Genomic DNA, 20,233 nt, shown 5'->3' with positions numbered 1-20,233 from the left:
TTAAAAATCGAAGGTATGGAATAAGTCATCAAACACTTCGCCTCTCTTTATCACCTCTGTCTTCTCTCCACAGATATCAAGAACCGGGAAGTTGGGCAAGATAAAAGGTGGCTTCATTACAAGTGAATAACTACCACAGTTGCCGATTACTATAGCATCCTCATGAGCCAGTCTACCAGAATAATTGTGATAGAGCACATCGCCCTCAATACATGTAAATCCTACCATATCAAGATTTTCGTATTCCTTCTGTTCATCCCCCATGGCTATTACTTCCATCGGCGGATTGATGCCGCTCATACTGATATTCTTTTGACTGCCCAAAACTGTAGCAATCCATTTACCACGAACATTCTTGATAGTCTTTACAGTGCCGATGAACTTCATGCAGTCGCCCACAACAGCACTTCCCGGTTCTATCAACAGTTCCGGTTTCACGTCTTTGTCGGCAAAATAATCAGCAAAAACGGGTGCCACAGCCTCCGCGTATGCCTGATAGTCTGGTATTTCATTGGTGAATTGTGCTTTCAGCGAGTCTGCCATCTTGCCGAACAATCCCCCACCGATGTCTATACGTTCAGGAATGATGCCAAGACAGTCTATCAGTTCCACCATACCTTTGGCGCGTGCCGGCCAGTATTCTATCTGACGCTTCGCAAAGTGACACTGGAAGTTAATGAAATGTACATTCTTGGTTGTTGTCACAAACTTCAATACTTGCTTAAAGTCCTTGCTGTCAACATCAAAACCGAAACGGCTCACAACGCCGTCACCCACTTCATAGTTGCAACGAATACCCAAATTTAGTGTTTTGGCGGGATGTCTTTCCGCTATATCCTTTACAGTAGCAAATTCCTCTATAGAGTCAATATTGTCGGTACCGCCAGCCACAAGAAACTCCTCTAACTTCTGTGGGTTCTTGATTGGACCATTCCAAATGATGCGGTTGGGCTTCACTCCAATACGAAGTGCTATCTCCAACTCCATCTCGCTTACCACCTCTGCATAGCCACCAAGTTCGTTTACTATCTTACAAAACTTTGGCGTGTAGTTCGTCTTGTATGAATATGCTATGTTGAAGTTAGGATAAATCTTGCGAAACGTATCTCTCAGTTCAATGAAATTATTTCTGTACTGCTCGCTATCCAACAGATAGAAAGCGTCACCATACTCTTTACGGAGTTCGCTAATTACTTGTTTGTTTAGTATCATTGTCTCTTGCTGTTAATGTCCTCTACTATTTTGTCTACAGTCTCTACCACGTGTTCATGGTTGTTTTTGAAGTAATCCACAGCCTTTTGCGCTTCCTCCTCCAATTTTCTGATTTCCGCTATGCCGGTATTGAATATCTGCCTGATTTCCTCTAAGTCGGTTATCACCTTAGTATTACAGAAGCTTCTACCCACTATCACCATAGAGCTTCCCAAGCGGTAATGCTCTTTCAGAACGTATGACCCCGGCAATGCTCCTGAGTGCAGACTTGCTATACCTCCGAAACCGAAAGGAATACCCTTGGCAAGAATCTTACGGGTCAACTGTTCCACAATGCCGTCAGTCAACAGTTGGAACATGAATTTCATACCCATTGCAAGGTGAAGGTCGTTTAACCCGATATGAATCATATCCACCCCTGATACATTTAATATCTCATCTAAGAGTATCGCAGCCTCCGGCGTTTCGAGCAACAGGCAAGTTTGTACTTTTCTGCCATGTTTTTTAGAACTGTCTTTTACATACCCCACAAAGTCTGTCACCTCCTGCACTGTATGAAAGAACGGAAGCATCAATATGTCAGCACCAGCTTCGACAGCGGCATCTATTTCGTCCTTCGAGTCAAAGTACCCGTTATGGACCTTGTGTATCGGATTTACTCGCACCAAGATCTTGGCTTTCTTAACAACATTCTTAATATTACGGATATCCTCTATCGTATGATGGTTCTGCACTGTGTCAAGTCCTCCCTGACGGTCATCTTTGCCAATAAACTCCATATCGACAAAAATCCAATCAACACCTGCCTGTTCTGCTATTTGAGCGACAGCTGGATCGTTAGTTATATACATTAAGTTTAGTGCCATTACTCTAATATTTTTTGAACAGCCTTTTTAACGAAGGCTATTTTTCTATACAACCAATTATGTTGGAACTTATTCCAACGATTAGCATAATATTTGAATTCCTCTCTTTCTGTAAGGTCATACATTACATTCAGTTGAGCAACATGAAGTTTGTGATAGAATGGACTGCATATACGCTTGCCATCTTCATACATACTCCAGTAACTGAGGTCAAACTTTGGTAGCCATTTTACCATTGTTTCCAATGTGCTATCAAGTACATTCTTTGCTCTTTTATCTTCTTTTACGGTAAGGCAATAATCCCATAACCCCCAAAAAGAAAATATCCAGCCATTCAGTATCAAAGGATCTTTTGGACACTCATATAAAAAAACTCCGTCGCTATTATATAATGTAGGACCTCCTTCTTCAAAGGATGTCAGCATAAAAGCCATTGCCTTTTTGAAGCAAACCATATATTTTTCATCACCAGTTTCATTATAAGCACGGATTAAAAGTGAAACACCTTCTCCTTGTGCCATAGCGGAATAAGGGTACGCTGGGTTTTCATATGCAAATGTTACCCACGAACCATCTTCTTGCTGATTGTCTACTCCCCAGTTGGCACAGGCAATTACCTTATCGTACATTGACTTGTCTTTCTTATCAGAAGCCAAATAGAGATCGTATGAAGCCAAACCATATTGGAATATGGCAATAGAGAAATATATCGTTTCTCCTGTATCAACGACTGTCGTTGGCACTTCATCATCATCTTTTCCGAAAAGAAGTACTTTATCTGTAAAATTATTATAAAATCCCTTTACCTCGGTCTTCGAATAATGTTTACCTTCATCTTGATCGACATGATAAACGCTGTTCCCTCGAAGCATGTTTGTCCATTTTTTCAATTTAAATAAGCTTACTCCCATATATTTGTTATAATTTGAGATATTCTAATAAATGCGATGCAGAGTAATAATCAACTTTCAGCAAACAATTCTTTTTTAATGATGTTATCATTAGAGGATTGTCCGCAATGTCGATAAGTAATTTTTTAAGAGCTGCCAGATTATCAAACTCATACCCATATCCCGTTATCTTATCGTCAACCACATCTGCAAAACTTTCCCATTTAGATGAAATGACCGGTAAACCAGAAGCATACGCATCAATGATTGTACCGGGAACTCCTTCTACAAAGAATTTCGTTGGAAACAACAGGGCAAAATAATCTTTCAACACCTTAACACTTTCATCAAATGGCACAAGTCCTCCATAAGTAATAGCAGGTGTAAATTCTTCCTTTAGATTGTCAAACCATTCAACTTGTTTGTCATCTACTTGACCATAGATGTCAAGTCTATAAACAATGCGCCCGGTTTCATTATTAATCTCATTTATAATATGAACAGCATCTTCAACGCCCTTTTCCTTCATAACACGAGCGAACATACAAAGTCTGTATGGTTCATTCCATTTCAACTTCAATTGGCTCTCGTCTATCGGATGAAGTCTTTTGCAATTAGGGAGTATGCGAACATTTTTATAACCTCTTTCATTTAAGGCTTTTTTGAGAACATTGGTTTCTGCATAAAGGAAATCTATATTACGCATTAATTTGGCAACCCAAGGGGTACGCTTTAGATACCTTGCCAATTCTGCTCCTAAACATAAATGGCTGATTCTATTATGAAATACTAATTTGTAAAATAGAAATGCTGGTAACACAGCCTTTAGCCCATTGTCGGACAAAAGTGTTATGACATTCTTACACTTGCAAGAAGCGACAAATCCTTGCCACCAAATCCTTGGTAATTCTTTTATACCACCAGCTGTGTCTATCTTTATTATATTCTGACTCCCATAAACTCTATCTAATTCCTCAGCAACAATCTTGGTCTTGATGGTCTGTCCATTTAGAAGATTCTGCCCAAATCCGAAGTGCCCGCAAACACAAATTTTATTCGATTTCATTTAATATATTCCCTTAAATCTTATTACTCACATAGTCTTCGGTCGCGCAATCACGATGTTTGATTATACATGGATTTCCATAAACAACAGAATGAGAAGGAATGTCACGATTGACATACGTGTTAGGAGCTATTAGTACATCATCGCCTATAGTTATATTTCCAACAATGGCGGCATTTATGCCTATCCATACCTCATTGCCAATAGTCGGAACGCCTTTTCTTACGCCTCGATTCTCTTGTCCTATCACTACCCCTTTATGAATATTACAATTCCTACCTATTCTTGTATTTGGATTAATCGTTATATTGTATGCGTGACCTAAATAAATCCCTCCCCCTATTGGGTTGGCTGTACTGATTTCCAATCCTCTTCGGTCTGACCAAAGACGAAATGCAATCTTATAAAAGACTTTAAATATAGAAGAGTTTTCATAACAACATTTACGATACAAGAAAAGCCATATTCTGATGAAAACATTACAATGCCCATTATAACGTATCAGGTCTTCTTTGTAAATATTTAACCAATTCATACCTATTTGTTTAAATTCTTTTAGAATATAAATTCAGATACTGTTCTGCCATTTTCTGAGATGTAAAATCATTAGCCTTTAATATGGCATTACAGCCCAATTGTTCTCTAAGCCTTGGGGCAAGTATTAGTGTCTCTATTTTCTGAGCAATATCTTCAGCAATGGGGCTACATAACAAACCATTTTCACTATCCTTAATCATATCGGGTATACCACCAACTTTGCTTGCGACAATAGGTAAAGCAGTTCCCATAGCCTCTATTAAAGTCATAGGCATACCCTCATATTTTGAAGGTAAAAGGAAAATATCCGCATCACAAAAATGTTGGTATGATTTATCGCATAATCCATGTTCTATTATATAATTTGCAGCATGATTATTTGCGATGAGATCCGAAATCGTGCCCTTTAATGGTCCGTCACCCCAAAGATGAAGTCTTATGTTTTGATACTTGCTGTGAAGATTAACAATTGCTTTAATCATCTCAACGTGGTTCTTTTGTTCACTATATCTACCAATATGAAGAAGATTTACCGTTTCACCTATATTATAAGAAACTTTCCTTATACAGTTCTCTAATGGCACGCCATTATAAATCACTGGGATTGCAGATTCTTTTATCCCGTATTCTTCAACAATGGTTTCTTTAATCAGTTGAGTAAGAGCCACTGGCACTAAATCGCAAAAATGGAAGAAGAACTTATTGAGTTTTCGTGCCCAAGGAGTGTTCTCTTCTTGAGCAATATTATGAACAGTGTGAATCTTTGCTTTTACATTCAGGCCTAAAGAGGCTGGAATGACATACTGAGCCACATATCTATGGGTGTGTATTACATCAGGCTTTATTTTCTTAACAACAGAACGTATTTTTCTGAACATACTAAAGTCAAATCCCGGTTTCTTATCCAAGAATATAATATCAACACCCTTTTCTTTTAGACGTTTGGTTATTGCTGACTCATAAGTGTATAAACTGACAACTGTCATATCATGCCCTTTCTTCATTAATTCTGTAGAAAGGTTTTCACACATGATTTCTGCTCCTGCAATACCGAATTCTGGCATAAATTGAAGTATTCTCATAAATATTGATAATGCTATTTAGTTATTACCAAAGTAATCCTTTCCCTAATAAGTAGGGAAGTGGCATTACATACAAATCCAATGGTGTATTGCATAGTAAAGCACCACCATTTATGTAACCATATCTCTCAAATATAGACCATGAACAAGCAAAGACTAAAAAATAAAGAGTCTTTTTATGAGTAGGGAAAAAGGTCTTAAACCATAAAAACAAACAGAAAATACGAGTGAACCAATAATAACGTGCTCCTATAATTGGTACAAACTGAATGAAATTAATGAAGGCAAAGGCAAGCAAATAGAAATGATAAAATCTTTTAGTTTCATTGTCATTAAGTATAGTGTCTCTTCTCCTTATCATTTCCCATGTCATATAAATATAGGCTACACGCATTAACAAATTAAAGCTATCAGTAATCCAATGAAAACCTGACTTTCCTTCATTAAGAACAAACGTAGAATAAGATTCATCATCCATCTGCCTTTCTGCCCAGAAACGCATACTATCTGGTAGAAAACCTACATCAATATTAGATAATAATCCAGTATCAAAGAACATAAATGGAATTGAAACGATAGCTGCAAATTCAAATACACGAGTCTTTTGTGGAATTATAGTAGAAACAAGAAATAGGAGTACGTAAATCCATAAACCGGAATGGCAAAGTGGAGAAATCAATACCAACATAAAATATAAGTATTTATTTCCATAGCCGCAGAAATAATATATACTGGATAGTACACATACCCAAAATCCAGTAGAAAAGCGTGGATTCTGTACCGTTACAATATCACGCGGCAATATCATCATTACTAAGACCCAAAAGCCGAAAAGGCTTCCTGCTATGAACTTCTTATCACACGTTATGTGCTTTATTATTTTTAACTGACATAAGGCAACAGGTATTGAAGCAAATAAAAAAAAGAAATGATAATTATTACCAAATAATACTTTTACAAGCCACATTAAAGTATTTTCATATATGTCTTTTGGTGCACCTGATGCCATCTTGAAATAAGAACTAATCTCATTTGAAATTTGTATGAAGCTATAATTCGATTCAAGAAATCGGTCTCTAATCCCCATGAAGTCATCATACCTTTGTGTTAAACCTGTTTCTGAAAAATGCCAGCAGACCAACAGACTGAATAAGAAGAATATAAAAAATGAAGATCTTGTATTTGCTTTTTTTAACGCATATATCCATGCTGCAAAAGGCCAGACTAAAAACATAAGTGTTTTTACACCTATAGCTTCTTTTGACTCTTTAGCCCAATATAGTCTATACTTATTCATGTTTACAATCCATTTAATAATTGTTCCCATTTTTGAGCTATAGTTGAGACATCGAAATTCATGGCTTTTTGTTTGGCATTATTTGATAATTCAAGCCAGATTTCCTCATCAGTTGCAATAGAATTGAGCTTTTTGGCCATTTCAACTGCCGTTGGTTTACAAATCAAGCCATTCACTCCATCGTCTATAATATCCGTCAAGGTCGCATAGTTATTCATTGCAATTGGCACACATCCAAATGTCATAGCCTCAGTTACTACCATTCCCCAACTTTCCCAATAAGAAGTCATACAAAAAAATTTGCATTTCTTATAATACAATTCCATGCAAGACTGTGCTCCTTCAAAATATATTCCTTTAATATGATTCTTTGAAGCATATCTTTTGCTATATTCTAAATCGTTACCATCACCAACCACATAAGCTTTCCAATCTTTATGATTTTGAAAGAATATCTTCCATGTATCCAAGAAACCAATTATATTTTTGGGGGTATTTTCTACTCTTGCAGCCCATAAGACTGCATCCTCTCTCTCACAATAAGTAGGCACATTCTCTTGTTTGTCAAATGTATTGGGATTATAGATATATGTAAATTTTTCCAATGGTGCATTAGGAATGTGTGTTATAACATTATGATAAAATTTATCTGATATAAAACAAATCCTTTTTGCAATAGAGAATACCGCTTCAAAATTTTTCTTATGGTCATTGGAAAACCATAGTTTGTAAATGCATGGAAAAACAAAAGACACTATTTTGAAAACTAATTGACGCGCATTATGAGTCGGTGTTTGCCATATACGTGTCCTTGTTATCATATCAGAGTAAAAAGGAACTATATGACACGTAAAAACAGTTTTGTGTTGTAATGGCTTAGGCAAATATTTTACAAAATTAGCAGTGTGTTCATTACATGCTTGACAAACTACATGAGTAATTTTGTGTCTTTCGATGATTTTTATATATCTACACCTCTCTAATTCATCTGAATCTATATTTTCAGAGATGTAATATTGAGGAGCTGAGAATTTATTATGTGAGAGAACATTTTTATCCATATAGCATAAAAAAACAACGCAATGTCCTCTTCGTTGTAACTCCCTACTCAAGATGTCGGTAACTCTCTCTATTCCACCAAAATAAGGAATAATAGGAATAGGAGATATAAAAAGTATGTTCATTCTAATTCATTGATTTTATTAAATAAGCTATCGAGTTTTTTCGAAGTTCTTTTAATTTTTCATCAATTTCGGTATAGTCTATTGTTTGATTCCATGGTTTTGCGCTGTCAAGTTCTTCTATCGAGTAGAAAACTCTATCCTGTAAGCCCAATTGTGACAATAGACTAAAAATTCGAGTGGCTCTGTCTTTCTGTGCAACTAACACAGCAAAATTTCGATGATGTACAATACTCATAGCCACGCCATGAAATGACGGTGTAATTACAAATTTCGCCTCTGCGATATCTTTTATCCAGCCTTCCAATGAATTACGATTCCAAATGATTGTACCTAAAATGTTTTTACTCCAATTGGCATTTATTACACTTAACCCCAATTCATCTCCTAACTTCTTGACATATTTTTCTAAATTATATTGAGTAAAAAGAGGATAGTATACCAAAGTATTTTTTTCTGCAGTATAATCTGTTAAGTTGTGGAAATCTCCCAACAGTATTGTTGGATCCAATACGTGTTCTGCTGTAATGTCAAATACATCTTTTAGTATCTTTACGCCACTATCTTCCCGGCAACTGATGTAAGCAAATCTTCTTAAGAGTGTTCTTACATTTTCAATCATTTCTTGACGTTTCCATGTAGAAACTCCGAAACTACTTGCAAAAGATACACGTTTAATCTTGTCACTACCAAAATCTAAGAAATAAACATTTGTAAAATCTTTCACTATATCCGGATTCCAAACTTGGTCGCTACCAACCATATATACATCAGCCACCGGAGGGTCATTTTGTAAGTCTCCTAAACTTCTGTATCTTTGTGATACAGGGATATATGTCTTCCAAAATTTTTCAAATTTGCGTTGACTGGGACCAAATTTTGATATATAATTGCCTATTTTTCCCTTAAGATTAGAGCGATGTAGGTCAGACAGACGAATGTCTATCATTTCCACATCATATCCTAATTGTTGCAAAATCTTTATTGTGGCATAAGCTTGAAGTTCTGCTCCATAATTTTTTTCATGCCATATTGTGAGTAGTGCTATTTTCATAATTATCGAGGTTAATAGCGTTGGATGAGCGCTCCGATCATATGCTTAAACTTCTTTATAAATAGTTTCCTTTTATACCTCCATCCCAAGTCGCCATAATGTTTGGCTACATATAAGAAACCTTTTGTGGAGTAATCGTTTATAAACTTTTTGTGAAATGTATTCGCTTTTGCAGGATGCTGTAATTGTGGTTGCAAACAGTCTTCTAACTTTCGTTCTTTACAAATAACATTATCTTTTATCGAATCCAAAAGTTTTTGACCTTTTTCAGAATTAACTAATACTAATGAAACCCCCTTTTCGTCATTCAAGGGGGAGTCCTTTTCTAAACTCCATAAGTCACCAATAGTGAGATCCCCAACCCTTTTTAAATTAGTATAATGACAATAAAAGCAGCTCTCACGTACTGACAACCCTGAAAAATACATTTCATTGCTTGTCCTTCCAAATGATTTTTCTCCATTTGCGAAATGATAGCTTTCTATTGCTCCATGCCATCCGAAATGTTTATCACGGAAACAGGCTTTTATAATCTTTGATTTATGAATTTTCTCCAGATAGCCTATGTTGTCCATCCATATTTGTGGAGATGGAACTCCATGGCATATGACATCCACACAAATAAGCCGTTCATGTAGTCGTTGAGGAATATAGGATTTCAAACCAGAAACTTGACATCCTGTTCCTGAGAAAAGTACCATATGTCCGTTCTTCAAATCGTTTTTAACTTGTAAAAAAACTCCTTGTATATCACTCTGAACATATTTTGACATACGTAATGCTTCTAATGTTTCAGCGTCCGTTGCCTTTTGGTGAGTAACTTGCCATGTAGCAGTAAAGGCTGCTCCATACACAAATCCACCATTCTCTATAAAACGATTAGCTATGGCAAAAAATGCGCCTCCACTTTGACTTCTTTGCAATTGTTCATCGGGAATAATCCGGAACTGATATGCACGAGGAAACTCAAAATTTGCAAACCGTTCATATCTATCATTAAATTGACAAATCTTATTACATAGGCCACAATCTACGCATAATTCTACATTAACCTCTGGATATAAAAATCCAAGGCTGTCAGGCTTCATCGTAATAGCATTCTGCGCACAGATACTACAGCAAGCAGTACAACCACAGCATTCTTTTTTATCCTTAACCCTTATCATCAATCTTTACTATAGTCGCAAATGAAATCTTGCCCGTAAACTCTCATTACATTTCTTGACAAAACCTTTAGCGGACTACCGCCATGTACGCAATAAGATTCGAATTTACACCCTCGTGTTACTATAGACCCCATACCGAATATGCATCTTTCTGGGGTATCTACCGAATGCATAACTTTACATTGAGTTCCAAACCAGTTATAGTCACCTATTTTTATAGAACCATAGGCACGTTTGAATTTTTTCTTTTCCATATCATAGAGTGGGTGAAAATTTGTATCCATAAAAATACAATCCCATCCAATTCTTGTGTGACTCCCGAATTCTATACCTTTAAAACTAATAATCTTAAGAGATGTACTTGCCAAGAAATCATCTCCAAAAACAACTGTGCTACATGGGCCTTGTACAATAAACGAATTATTGCCAATTTGGCATTTTCCCTTAAAAACTATAGTACCTCCTTGGAGTGTGAATGCTATTCCGTTGTTTGGATACATATGACCACCAAGAAAGCCCAATCTAATCATGCCATATTTCAAAGAAGCATCTATCACAAGTTTACTTTTCATTTTCCAATAATGAGGTTTATGTACAAGGATAGGCATCCTGAGAGCTTGTCTTAAGGGTAAATATTTGATATTAAAATACAACGATGGTAAAAAACATACAATTCTACTCCACAAATCTTTAAAGTGTCCCTTGTTTAACATATACTTTTATTTTGTTAGCTTTATCTTTTAAGATTCTCTTCTCTGAACAAGTAAGTCCGTAGAAATAAATCAATGTTATTGACAATGATTCTGCAATTATTACGTTCAAGCCAAACCTTATTAGATTTTGTTCAAGAACATATGTTACATAAATTGGTAAAATCAAAGAAAGAATGAAAATACTAATACTCCTAAAAATCACTTGAAAGAGAAAACATTTAACAGGAAATTGCATCATTTCCTTTAGTAAATATAAACGCAAGTACAAGCAAAAACAACTTATAAATATAGTACTTATAACTGTAGATAAAGGAGAAGTTTCAGATTTCAGCAATATATATGCTAAAGGAAAATTTAGCAACTGTAAACCACCAACACATATTTGGTATTTTCTTATTTTCCCTGTCGCTAATAATAAGTGTACTAATGAACTTGAAAAGGACTCTACCAGTGTCAATATTAATACTAGTTGTACAAACTCTACTGTAAAAGATGGAACCTCTACAAGCCAAAGACTAATAATATATTTTGCTTCTACGATTATTGGTATACAAAGTAGCATTAATAGGAAAAATGAGAACTTAGAACTTTTAAATACTAAGTCCTCATATCTGGCTCTATCTCCTATAGCAAAAGACTTAGTTATCTGAGGTCTAACAGCTATCGTAAAATTGGAAGAAAAACCGCTTATTGCTGAATTAACCTGCATGGCTATACCTCGTGCCGCGTTCACAACAGGGCCACAAAAAATATTGATAAGAAGATTTATTCCCTGATCCCTTAATACTCCCGAAGTGGTTCCTAGAAAATTCCAACCTGCAAATCCCAACATATCCTTAACAAGCATCTTGTCAAAAAGTAATTTGCCTTTTGTTTCTAAGAATTTTTTTGAACAGTATCGTCCATACAATAAACGAGTTGAGATGGAAATCAAACACATCAATATAGAATAGTAAACCAATGAGTCAATAGGTGAATAAGGAATAGCAAAAGCTATTGCTAATTTTGCAATACCTTCATATATTCCTATATATGCAAAAGCAGACATCTTCTCATGAGCTATGATAAGAGCATTATAAGGAGTACTTAATACATTTATAATAAACGTGATAATTGATAGCTGAAATACCCAGTTTGCTGCAACAATTCTTTCTTGGGGTATGACCATGTGATAATTTAAGAACCACATAGCAATAGTCTCCCCTAAAACAACAATAAATGCACAGATTATAATCTGAATGACAATTGCTGTTGAAAATACTTTTTGCCGATGTTGCAACGAACTTTTAGCCAGTGAGAATGTTATGTATCTGCTAATTGCACCAGCTAAGGATGTTGAGACCATAGAAAACATTCCAACAAAGCCACCTACAACATTGTATATGCCATAATCCTCTACACCTAATGCATTCAATACTACTCGACTCGTATATAAAGATATGAGCATTAAGAATAGCATTCGGACATATAGGAACACAGTATTTTTTGCTATGCGAGAATTATTATATGCTTGTGCCGACATGTTATTTTTATGTATAGTTATTAATTTTCTAAAGTCGGATCATCAATAGCTATGAATGGTTTCTTATGATATCTGTAGTGCGGTCAATGCTGCAACAATCGTTATCAACCATGCTTTGCAATTACTGCTATTGTTGGCCATACGATTGATGATGTCCTGCTACATCATAAGATGTTGACGGATATCATCTTCTTTAAATACATATTTAATCATAGATAATGCTTCTATTGGTTCTACGTTTGTATTTCTTAAGTGCTTCATTATATAGGTAGTCAAGAGCCTTACTGCCAAAATTGCCATTACGCTTATCAGAACTTTTATAAAATTGTGACAAATCCACGTCATACATGACATTCATCTTACGTCGGTCCGAGAATGTGCGCATTTGTATTCTTCCTCCACCTTCGCAAACAGGTATCAATTGTTGTAGATATCTATCAGGTATTGTCAGCTGTAGTTTTGTGCTAAGCTGATTTCCTCATAAATCCAAGGTGATAGAGTTTGCGACTGACCTTTTTGATATTTAATACTATTATCTGAATCGACAAACAATACACATTCCGTTTTTGCCATCATTTTCATCAATGCGATTGACAACATTGTAGGAACATGGGATGTTGTATAATTGTATATGTTATAATCATAATTACCATTTCTCCTTTGCGCATAACACTTATCCATCATATTCTGTAATTTGCCCACATATTACCAAAACACGGAATCAATGAAACATCGCAGTCCCAAATTGGAATACAACCAAAAAGCTAATGGCATTATATCCTTGTTTACATCCTTATGAGAATGTGAGATAAAAACATCTAACCGAAGCACTTTATCTACAGGAAACCACTGTTCTTGGACTGTGACTCCCTTAATAAGAGATGCTTCTATTTGCCGTTCATCCACATTGCTTTCAACCATATTCTTTAGGTTATCATATTCTTTGAGAAAATTTCTGTTAAGAAGATGTCCTTTTACTAAATATTGAATTTCTGTGGATTTTATTTTGTATGGAAGAAAGAAACATATGACAAGCACTTAGTCTCTACGGAAAATATCACGTGTATAAACTTTATCCTTTACATCATCAAGACAGGAATTATAACGGTTGGCAATAATAGCATAGCTATTTGTTTTGAATAGAGTCAAGTCATTTACCACCTTACTTCCAAAGAACGTTGTTCCATCTTCAAGAGTTGGTTCGTAAATAATCACCTCTGCTCCTTTTGCCTTGATGCGCTTCATAATACCTTGTATAGCAGACTGACGGAAATTGTCAGAGTTAGACTTCATCGTTAGTCGATATACACCGATAACACAATTGTTTGTTTCTGTACCATATTGGTTGTTGCTGGAATAGTCGTACCAACCCGCCTTACGAAGAACCGCATCGGCTATGTAGTCTTTACGAGTTTTGTTTGACTCAACAATGGCAGATATCATATTCTGCGGAACATCTTGATAGTTTGCCAAAAGTTGTTTTGTATCTTTAGGCAAACAATAGCCACCATAGCCGAATGAAGGATTGTTATAATGTGTACCGATGCGTGGGTCAAGACCTACACCTTCGATGATAGCTTTAGAGTCAAGACCTTTCACCTCGGCATAGGTGTCGAGTTCGTTAAAATAGCTTACACGGAGAGCAAGATAGGTATTGGCGAATAGCTTCACGGCTTCGGCTTCTTTCATACCCATAAAAAGCGTGTCGATGTTTTCCTTGACAGCCCCTTCCTGCAAAAGGGCGGCAAATGTCCTAGCTGCTTCTTGTAACATAGTGACATCCGTGACAGACCGGATTGCCTTGTTTTCTTCAGCAAACTCCGGGCCGTCAATGATCTTCGGATAACCTACGATGATACGACTCGGATAGAGATTGTCATAAAGGGCCTTGCTTTCACGAAGGAACTCCGGTGAGAACAGCAGGTTGAACTTCCTTACTCCTTTCTGGGCATATTTTACATAAAGGTTACGGGTATAGCCCACCGGAATTGTCGATTTGATGACCATTACGGCATCGGGATTCACTTCAAGCACAAAATCGATAACTTCCTCCACACGACTCGTATCGAAGTAATTCTTCACAGGGTCGTAGTTTGTAGGAGCGGCTATTACCACAAAGTCGGCATCAGCATAGGCTGACCTCCCGTCCAAAGTGGCAACAAGATCAAGCGGCTTTTCAGCCAGATATTTCTCGATATAATCATCCTGGATAGGAGAAATCTTGTTGTTCAGTTTCTCCACCTTTTCCGGGATTACATCCACGGCAGTTACATGATGATGTTGTGATAGCAGTGTCGCTATGCTCAGTCCCACATAGCCAGTTCCGGCTACTGCGACCCGAATCTCTTTGAAATCACGCATATTATGTTTGATTTGGTTTTATCTATAGTAGTTTATTTACCCTCCCGACCTGTATGCTTCTCTCCATAACCATAGCCATAACCGTAATGTTTGCCATAGCCATAATACTTACCGTATTTACCATAACCATAATAATAGCCGTACTTCTTTTTCTGAAGATCCAAGCCGTTAATGGCGATACAGAGGTTAGGCAGTTTGTTGTTTTCAGAAAGCTCATTAATCAAAGTAAACTCTGCCTTACGGGTATAATCGGCACGGCATACGTATACCGACAAATCAGCAGTACGCCCTATCAGCAAGGTATCAGTTACCATACCCACGGGGGCCGTATCCAGAATCACATAGTCAAAATTAGCTTTCAACGTTTCGATGGCTTTTTCCAAGCCGTCACGGGCCAATAATTCCGTTGGATTGGGAGGAACTGACCCGCCCGGAAGAATAAACAGATTCTCGTTTATATCGGAAGACTGTACTAAATCCATCAGATTCTTTGTCGGATTGGTCAGAAACTGGGTAATACCATGTTCCTTTTGGGAAATATTAAAAACCTTATTCAAGCCAGGCTTGCGAATATCAAGACCAACTATCACAACTTTTTTACCTAATAAAGAAAGACTGATGGCCAAATTGGATGATACGAAAGACTTACCTTCACCACTGACGGTAGAAGTCACCAGAATCACATTCTTGCCATTTTCAAGCATAAACTGAAGATTGGTACGTACATTACGGAATGTCTCGCTCATCAGGTTATTATGATTCTCAAATACAGCTATAGAACCGGACTTTTCATCCGCCAACGGGATATCGCCAATAACAGGAAGAGAAGTTAGTTTTTCAACATCAGCACGGCCCTCAATCTTGAATTTGGTCAAGCCAATCAGATAAATAATACCTACCGGAAATCCTACTCCTAATACCAAGGCGGCAAGATAGACCATCATCCTCTTAGGAGAAACCGGATTGTCGTCCGCTAACGCTTCATCAATAATCTTGGCATTATTTGCTGTAGCTGCCAAAGTGATGGCATTCTCTTCACGTTTTTGAAGTAACATCAAATAAAGACCGGCCTTAATTTCCTGCTGCCGGGCGATACTTACGAACTGGCGTTCCTGGGTCGGAGCGTCATTAATACGACGAGAATAGCGGTTCGCCTCACGGGCAAGGTCTTCTTTGGTTATCTGCAATCCTTTCAATGTAGCATCCAGCGTAGCCTGTACATTGCTCCGCATCGCACGGATACTAGTATCCAAATTTATGATCGTCGGATTATTCTCGGTTGATGTACGGAGCAAGCGCTTTCTTTCAACCAACATCTCATTATATCTGTCTATTGCACCAGCTGATGCCGCATCCTGTAATCCAATATTACTTGGCAAGACCTCATATTCATTACCTTGCATATAGCGTTGCAAATCCATCACCAAATTGATTTGAGTCTGGTTTTCCACACGTTTCTTTTCATATTCAGCATTACCGGTTAAGGCTATTTGCGCCTCACTGCTCAAATCTGTAATTCCGGCGCTACGTTTGAAGTTCTCCAAGTCTTGTTCGGTACTTCCAAGTTCCTTGGAAATAATGCCGATACGTTCGTCGATGAATTCTGCGGTTTTTTGGGCTACCTCATTCTTGTCATTATTGGCATTGATATTGTACATCTCAAGGAGTTTGTTGATGAAGTCCTTGCCACGCCGGGTATTTGAGTTCTTTAACGAAAGAACAGCTACAGAAGTAGTTTTTGATGTAGGGGCTATCGACAAAGATTTGATATATCCTTTGGCCACAGACATCGGCCGGTTTATAAAAGCTTTTATATGACGCTCCTTACTTTCCTCCTTAGCCTGATTGGTCGTCAATGTATCCTTGCTTTCAAAAAAGGCGACCGTCCCCTCATCGGTCGGAAAAACAGCAGGTAATTTATCGAATTGTTTCCGGTACTCTTTGTCTTTCACTGTTATCAACGCATCCATCCCACCATTAGGAAATAAAGTCATCTCCACTTCCATTGGTGCAGACAGTTTTTCCGCCTCCTGTGGAGTCAAGCTCACCACTACGGGCGAGGTACGGTAAAGTTCCCTATTAGGAAACTCATCTTCATCCTTATAAGTCACAAACAGTCCCAGATTATTGACCACTTCACGGGCAAGAGACTTTGATTTCAGCACCTCGATTTCATTGTCTACATTGTTCGACGAGGAAACGAAGCCGTCCAGTCCCATCTTTTCCAGTTCGGAGGACATGCTCGCACCACCGCCCTTCTTGTCATCCTTGATTAAGACTGTGGCGGTTATATCATAGACGGGAGTGGCCAAACGCAGGTAGCCCCATGCGCAGGCGATACAGATTATTATAGAAATCACAAACCAAGGCCAATGGATCAGGTAACGGAAAAGGATTTCCTGAATATTCACTTGCTCTTCCGGTTGCTCACCCCGGTCTCTTTTTTCCTCAATCATATCTATATTACTATTTGAAGATTGTTACTAATAAACTTGCCAATGATACCAAAATAGAAGTAGCGGAGAACCACAAGCTGGTACTGTTACCTATATCAGAGTTACGAGCTTTTGCTTTATTAGGAGTCACATAGACTATATCATTCTGCTGTAACCAATAATAAGGAGAAAGAATTGTTTCCGCCTTGTTTAAATCCAATGTCACAATTTCCTGTTTGCCATCAGCACCCTCACGAATCAGTTTCACATTGTCACGAACTCCCCAGACCGTCATGTCACCGGCCATGGCAAGAGCTTCCAACAAGTTGACTTTCTCATTGTTGATAGTAAATGTACCCGGACGGGCAACCTCACCTAATACAGAAATTTTATAGTTTACCATACGGACAGTAACTATCGGAGTCTCCTTTATGTAAGGTTTCAGTTTGTCTATTATCAGTTGTTCAGCTTCTCTTTTCGTCAATCCACCCACTTTCAATTCACCCAGAACAGGAAAATTGATCTTGCCTTCATTATCTACCAGATAAGGTTGTAAGACAGGCTGGGTAGTCAATTGGGTGCTGGCAGTAGCCGCATTAGCAGGAGTTGCCACCGTCAAGTTGAACGGAACTGCAAGTTCCGGACTAGTACATGAGACTACGATAGTAAGTAAGTCTTTAGGCATTATCTTGGCATCATATAAATTTTCCTGTTGATTGGTGTCCTTTACAACTCCCGCATCCTGCAAATAAGGTACTTTCTTATAGGACTGGCAGGAAGCAAACAGAAATACCGCTATCAGACAGGAAAACAAACTTCCATACAAGCTTCGTACATTCAAATGCGTGCGCAATGATTTATTCATATTAAATGATAATTTATTTATAGAATCTTTTGTTGATTATTCCCTATTTATTCTTTATCCAGTACTTCAAATCGCGGAGAATTTTTTGATTTGAACTCCGGAACTATTTTCTTCATCAACCGCACGGTATCCATGATCTTTACCGCACGCGACAACCTTTCAAACTCTGCATAAGTATCAAAAATATCAGCATATTCATACCGACGAACTTTGGCGATCATGATTTTCTTATTCTCTGTTGGGATCGTATTTTCTTTATCGCTCAACACCTCTTCATACAATTTTTCACCCGGACGTAATCCCGTAAATTCGATCTTTATGTCTTCACCCGGACGATAACCAGCCAATTCGATCATACGAGTCGCCAGATCAACAATCTTCACAGCTTTTCCCATCTCAAAGACAAAGATCTCATTACCCTCACCCATGGTAGCAGCCTCCATTACCAGACGGCAAGCTTCGGGAATGGTCATAAAGAAACGGATGATATCAGGATGAGTAACAGTGACAGGACCACCATTCTCTATCTGTTCTTTAAAACGAGGAATGACAGAACCGTTACTACCCAACACATTACCAAAACGGGTAGTGATGAATTTGGTATGACCTTTCACTTTTCCTTCACGGATAGCACATCCCAGACTTTGAACATAGATTTCAGCTAAACGCTTGGAACAGCCCATTACATTAGTAGGATTTACAGCTTTATCCGTAGACACCATAATCATCTTTTCAGCACCATATTCCACAGCCATATCAGCCACCTGACGAGAACCGGTCACATTGACAAGTACAGCCTCACAAGGATTTTCCTCCATCAAAGGCACATGTTTATAAGCAGCAGCGTGAAAAACAATTTGAGGATGATACGATTCGAATACCATACGAACACGTTCCTTCACACGCACATCACCAATCACCGGAACAAAATCTATAGTAGGATATTTTTTCTCAAACTCAAGACGGACATTATGCAAAGGTGTTTCTGCAGAGTCGAACATGATAAGTTTCTGAATTCCCATCTGCACTAATTGACGGCAAAGTTCACTACCAATACTGCCTGCCGCACCAGTCACCAACACCACTTTTCCCCTGAATTCTTCTGCAACCTGACGAAGGTTGATATTAATTTCGGCACGACCCAACAAATCCTCAATCTTAATAGGACGTACCCACTGATGAAAGTTTCCATCAGAATCCGCCTCACTGATAGTAGGAGCTATCAATGTCTTAAGTTCATTGTTTTTACAATATTCCAGAAGGCGTTTTTCTTCCAGGCGGGTATCTTCATAACGGGCAAACAGAATCCCCTTAATTCCGCGCTTCCGCATGATATAATCAACATCCGATTCATTTTCAAAGTAATAAACGGGAAGATCTGCCAATCGGCGTCGGCTGTTATTTTTACCATATACATAAAAACCGGTTACTTTATAATGTGCACTATCCCTAAGACGTAACTTCAAGGCTACACTCTCTTCATTAGTACCATAAATAAGAATACGTGTGTTCTTTTTATTCACCCAATCCAATAAAAAATCATAGACGATTATCAATGATACACGAAAGGTCGTCAAGATCACTAAAGTCAATAAACCATCAAATAGAAGATAGGATATTTTATAATTATATGGCAATTGGGTCTCATATATAACTCCAAAAGAAATAATGACCAAACAGGCTATTTTAAATAAAACGGCACACATGATACGCCAAAGTTCACGTGCCTGTGAGAAACGAATTGTATTACGATAAGTATGGAATAATAAAGAGCCCGCAACACTTGCCACCAAAGAAACGCAAGCAAATTTACAGAGCATCCAGTCGGTCATTGGAACATGCGCCATATAATGAATTACCGCATAAGCGACCAACGAACATAATACAGAAATTGCCGTGTCAATACCTAAAATAACCCAATAACTGAAATAATTTTTGCGGACATATTGCACTATGTCCTTCAATGTTTTTTCCATTATAGTATAA

16 protein-coding genes are annotated in these 20,233 nt (G+C 37.6%); all 16 read right to left on the bottom strand.

Annotated features, from left to right (window positions below; genetic code table 11):
* On the bottom strand, nucleotides 1-1,212 hold the full coding sequence (locus HMPREF9009_RS15155) for a type III PLP-dependent enzyme domain-containing protein (RefSeq protein WP_049702605.1): 1,212 nt from the start codon (nucleotides 1,210-1,212) through the stop codon (nucleotides 1-3).
* Nucleotides 1,209-2,078, bottom strand: coding sequence for an aldolase/citrate lyase family protein (locus HMPREF9009_RS15150; protein WP_049702604.1), 870 nt, complete (start codon nucleotides 2,076-2,078; stop codon nucleotides 1,209-1,211). The genes HMPREF9009_RS15155 and HMPREF9009_RS15150 overlap by 4 nt, the downstream gene beginning before the upstream one ends.
* Nucleotides 2,078-2,950 carry a D-glucuronyl C5-epimerase family protein gene (locus HMPREF9009_RS15145; RefSeq protein WP_049702603.1) on the bottom strand — a complete coding sequence of 291 codons (873 nt, stop codon included), beginning with the start codon at nucleotides 2,948-2,950 and terminating at the stop codon, nucleotides 2,078-2,080. The genes HMPREF9009_RS15150 and HMPREF9009_RS15145 overlap by 1 nt, the downstream gene beginning before the upstream one ends.
* A gap of 46 nt (nucleotides 2,951-2,996) precedes the next feature.
* Nucleotides 2,997-4,034, bottom strand: coding sequence for a glycosyltransferase (locus tag HMPREF9009_RS15140; protein ID WP_049702602.1), 1,038 nt, complete (start codon nucleotides 4,032-4,034; stop codon nucleotides 2,997-2,999).
* A 13-nt stretch (nucleotides 4,035-4,047) separates the two neighbouring features.
* Nucleotides 4,048-4,569, bottom strand: a complete 522-nt coding sequence (locus tag HMPREF9009_RS15135) for a serine acetyltransferase (RefSeq protein WP_083444201.1) — start codon at nucleotides 4,567-4,569, stop codon at nucleotides 4,048-4,050.
* Between the two features lie 10 nt (nucleotides 4,570-4,579).
* On the bottom strand, nucleotides 4,580-5,653 hold the full coding sequence (locus HMPREF9009_RS15130; RefSeq protein ID WP_049702601.1) for a glycosyltransferase: 1,074 nt from the start codon (nucleotides 5,651-5,653) through the stop codon (nucleotides 4,580-4,582).
* A 25-nt stretch (nucleotides 5,654-5,678) separates the two neighbouring features.
* Nucleotides 5,679-6,950 (bottom strand): EpsG family protein, encoded by a 1,272-nt coding sequence (locus HMPREF9009_RS15125; protein ID WP_162487392.1) that lies wholly within the window; start codon nucleotides 6,948-6,950, stop codon nucleotides 5,679-5,681.
* 2 nt (nucleotides 6,951-6,952) lie between these two features.
* Nucleotides 6,953-8,134, bottom strand: coding sequence for a glycosyltransferase (locus HMPREF9009_RS25335; RefSeq protein ID WP_083444200.1), 1,182 nt, complete (start codon nucleotides 8,132-8,134; stop codon nucleotides 6,953-6,955).
* Between the two features lies 1 nt (nucleotide 8,135).
* Nucleotides 8,136-9,185 carry a polysaccharide pyruvyl transferase family protein gene (locus HMPREF9009_RS15115; protein ID WP_049702598.1) on the bottom strand — a complete coding sequence of 350 codons (1,050 nt, stop codon included), beginning with the start codon at nucleotides 9,183-9,185 and terminating at the stop codon, nucleotides 8,136-8,138.
* Nucleotides 9,186-9,196: 11 nt separating this feature from the next.
* Nucleotides 9,197-10,273 (bottom strand): Coenzyme F420 hydrogenase/dehydrogenase, beta subunit C-terminal domain, encoded by a 1,077-nt coding sequence (locus HMPREF9009_RS15110; protein WP_232313592.1) that lies wholly within the window; start codon nucleotides 10,271-10,273, stop codon nucleotides 9,197-9,199.
* A gap of 77 nt (nucleotides 10,274-10,350) precedes the next feature.
* Complete coding sequence (locus HMPREF9009_RS15105; RefSeq protein ID WP_232313591.1) at nucleotides 10,351-10,923, bottom strand: LbetaH domain-containing protein; 573 nt, start codon at nucleotides 10,921-10,923, stop codon at nucleotides 10,351-10,353.
* A 118-nt stretch (nucleotides 10,924-11,041) separates the two neighbouring features.
* A complete protein-coding gene (locus HMPREF9009_RS15100; protein WP_049702595.1) occupies nucleotides 11,042-12,586 on the bottom strand; it encodes an MATE family efflux transporter in 1,545 nt (514 codons plus the stop codon).
* Between the two features lie 1,038 nt (nucleotides 12,587-13,624).
* On the bottom strand, nucleotides 13,625-14,947 hold the full coding sequence (locus HMPREF9009_RS15080; RefSeq protein ID WP_049702591.1) for a UDP binding domain-containing protein: 1,323 nt from the start codon (nucleotides 14,945-14,947) through the stop codon (nucleotides 13,625-13,627).
* A gap of 32 nt (nucleotides 14,948-14,979) precedes the next feature.
* A complete protein-coding gene (locus HMPREF9009_RS15075) occupies nucleotides 14,980-17,403 on the bottom strand; it encodes a GumC family protein (protein WP_049702590.1) in 2,424 nt (807 codons plus the stop codon).
* A gap of 10 nt (nucleotides 17,404-17,413) precedes the next feature.
* Entirely contained in the window at nucleotides 17,414-18,247 is an 834-nt protein-coding gene (locus HMPREF9009_RS15070; RefSeq protein ID WP_004303599.1) for a polysaccharide biosynthesis/export family protein, read from the bottom strand.
* A gap of 47 nt (nucleotides 18,248-18,294) precedes the next feature.
* Nucleotides 18,295-20,223 (bottom strand): polysaccharide biosynthesis protein, encoded by a 1,929-nt coding sequence (locus tag HMPREF9009_RS15065; RefSeq protein ID WP_004312726.1) that lies wholly within the window; start codon nucleotides 20,221-20,223, stop codon nucleotides 18,295-18,297.
* Between the last annotated feature and the right edge of the window lie 10 nt (nucleotides 20,224-20,233).

This window comes from Bacteroides sp. 3_1_13, assembly GCF_001185845.1.
Lineage (GTDB): Bacteria > Bacteroidota > Bacteroidia > Bacteroidales > Bacteroidaceae > Bacteroides > Bacteroides xylanisolvens.
The sequence above is the reverse complement of the archived record's forward strand: the minus strand, read 5'-3'. Positions and strand labels throughout refer to the sequence as shown.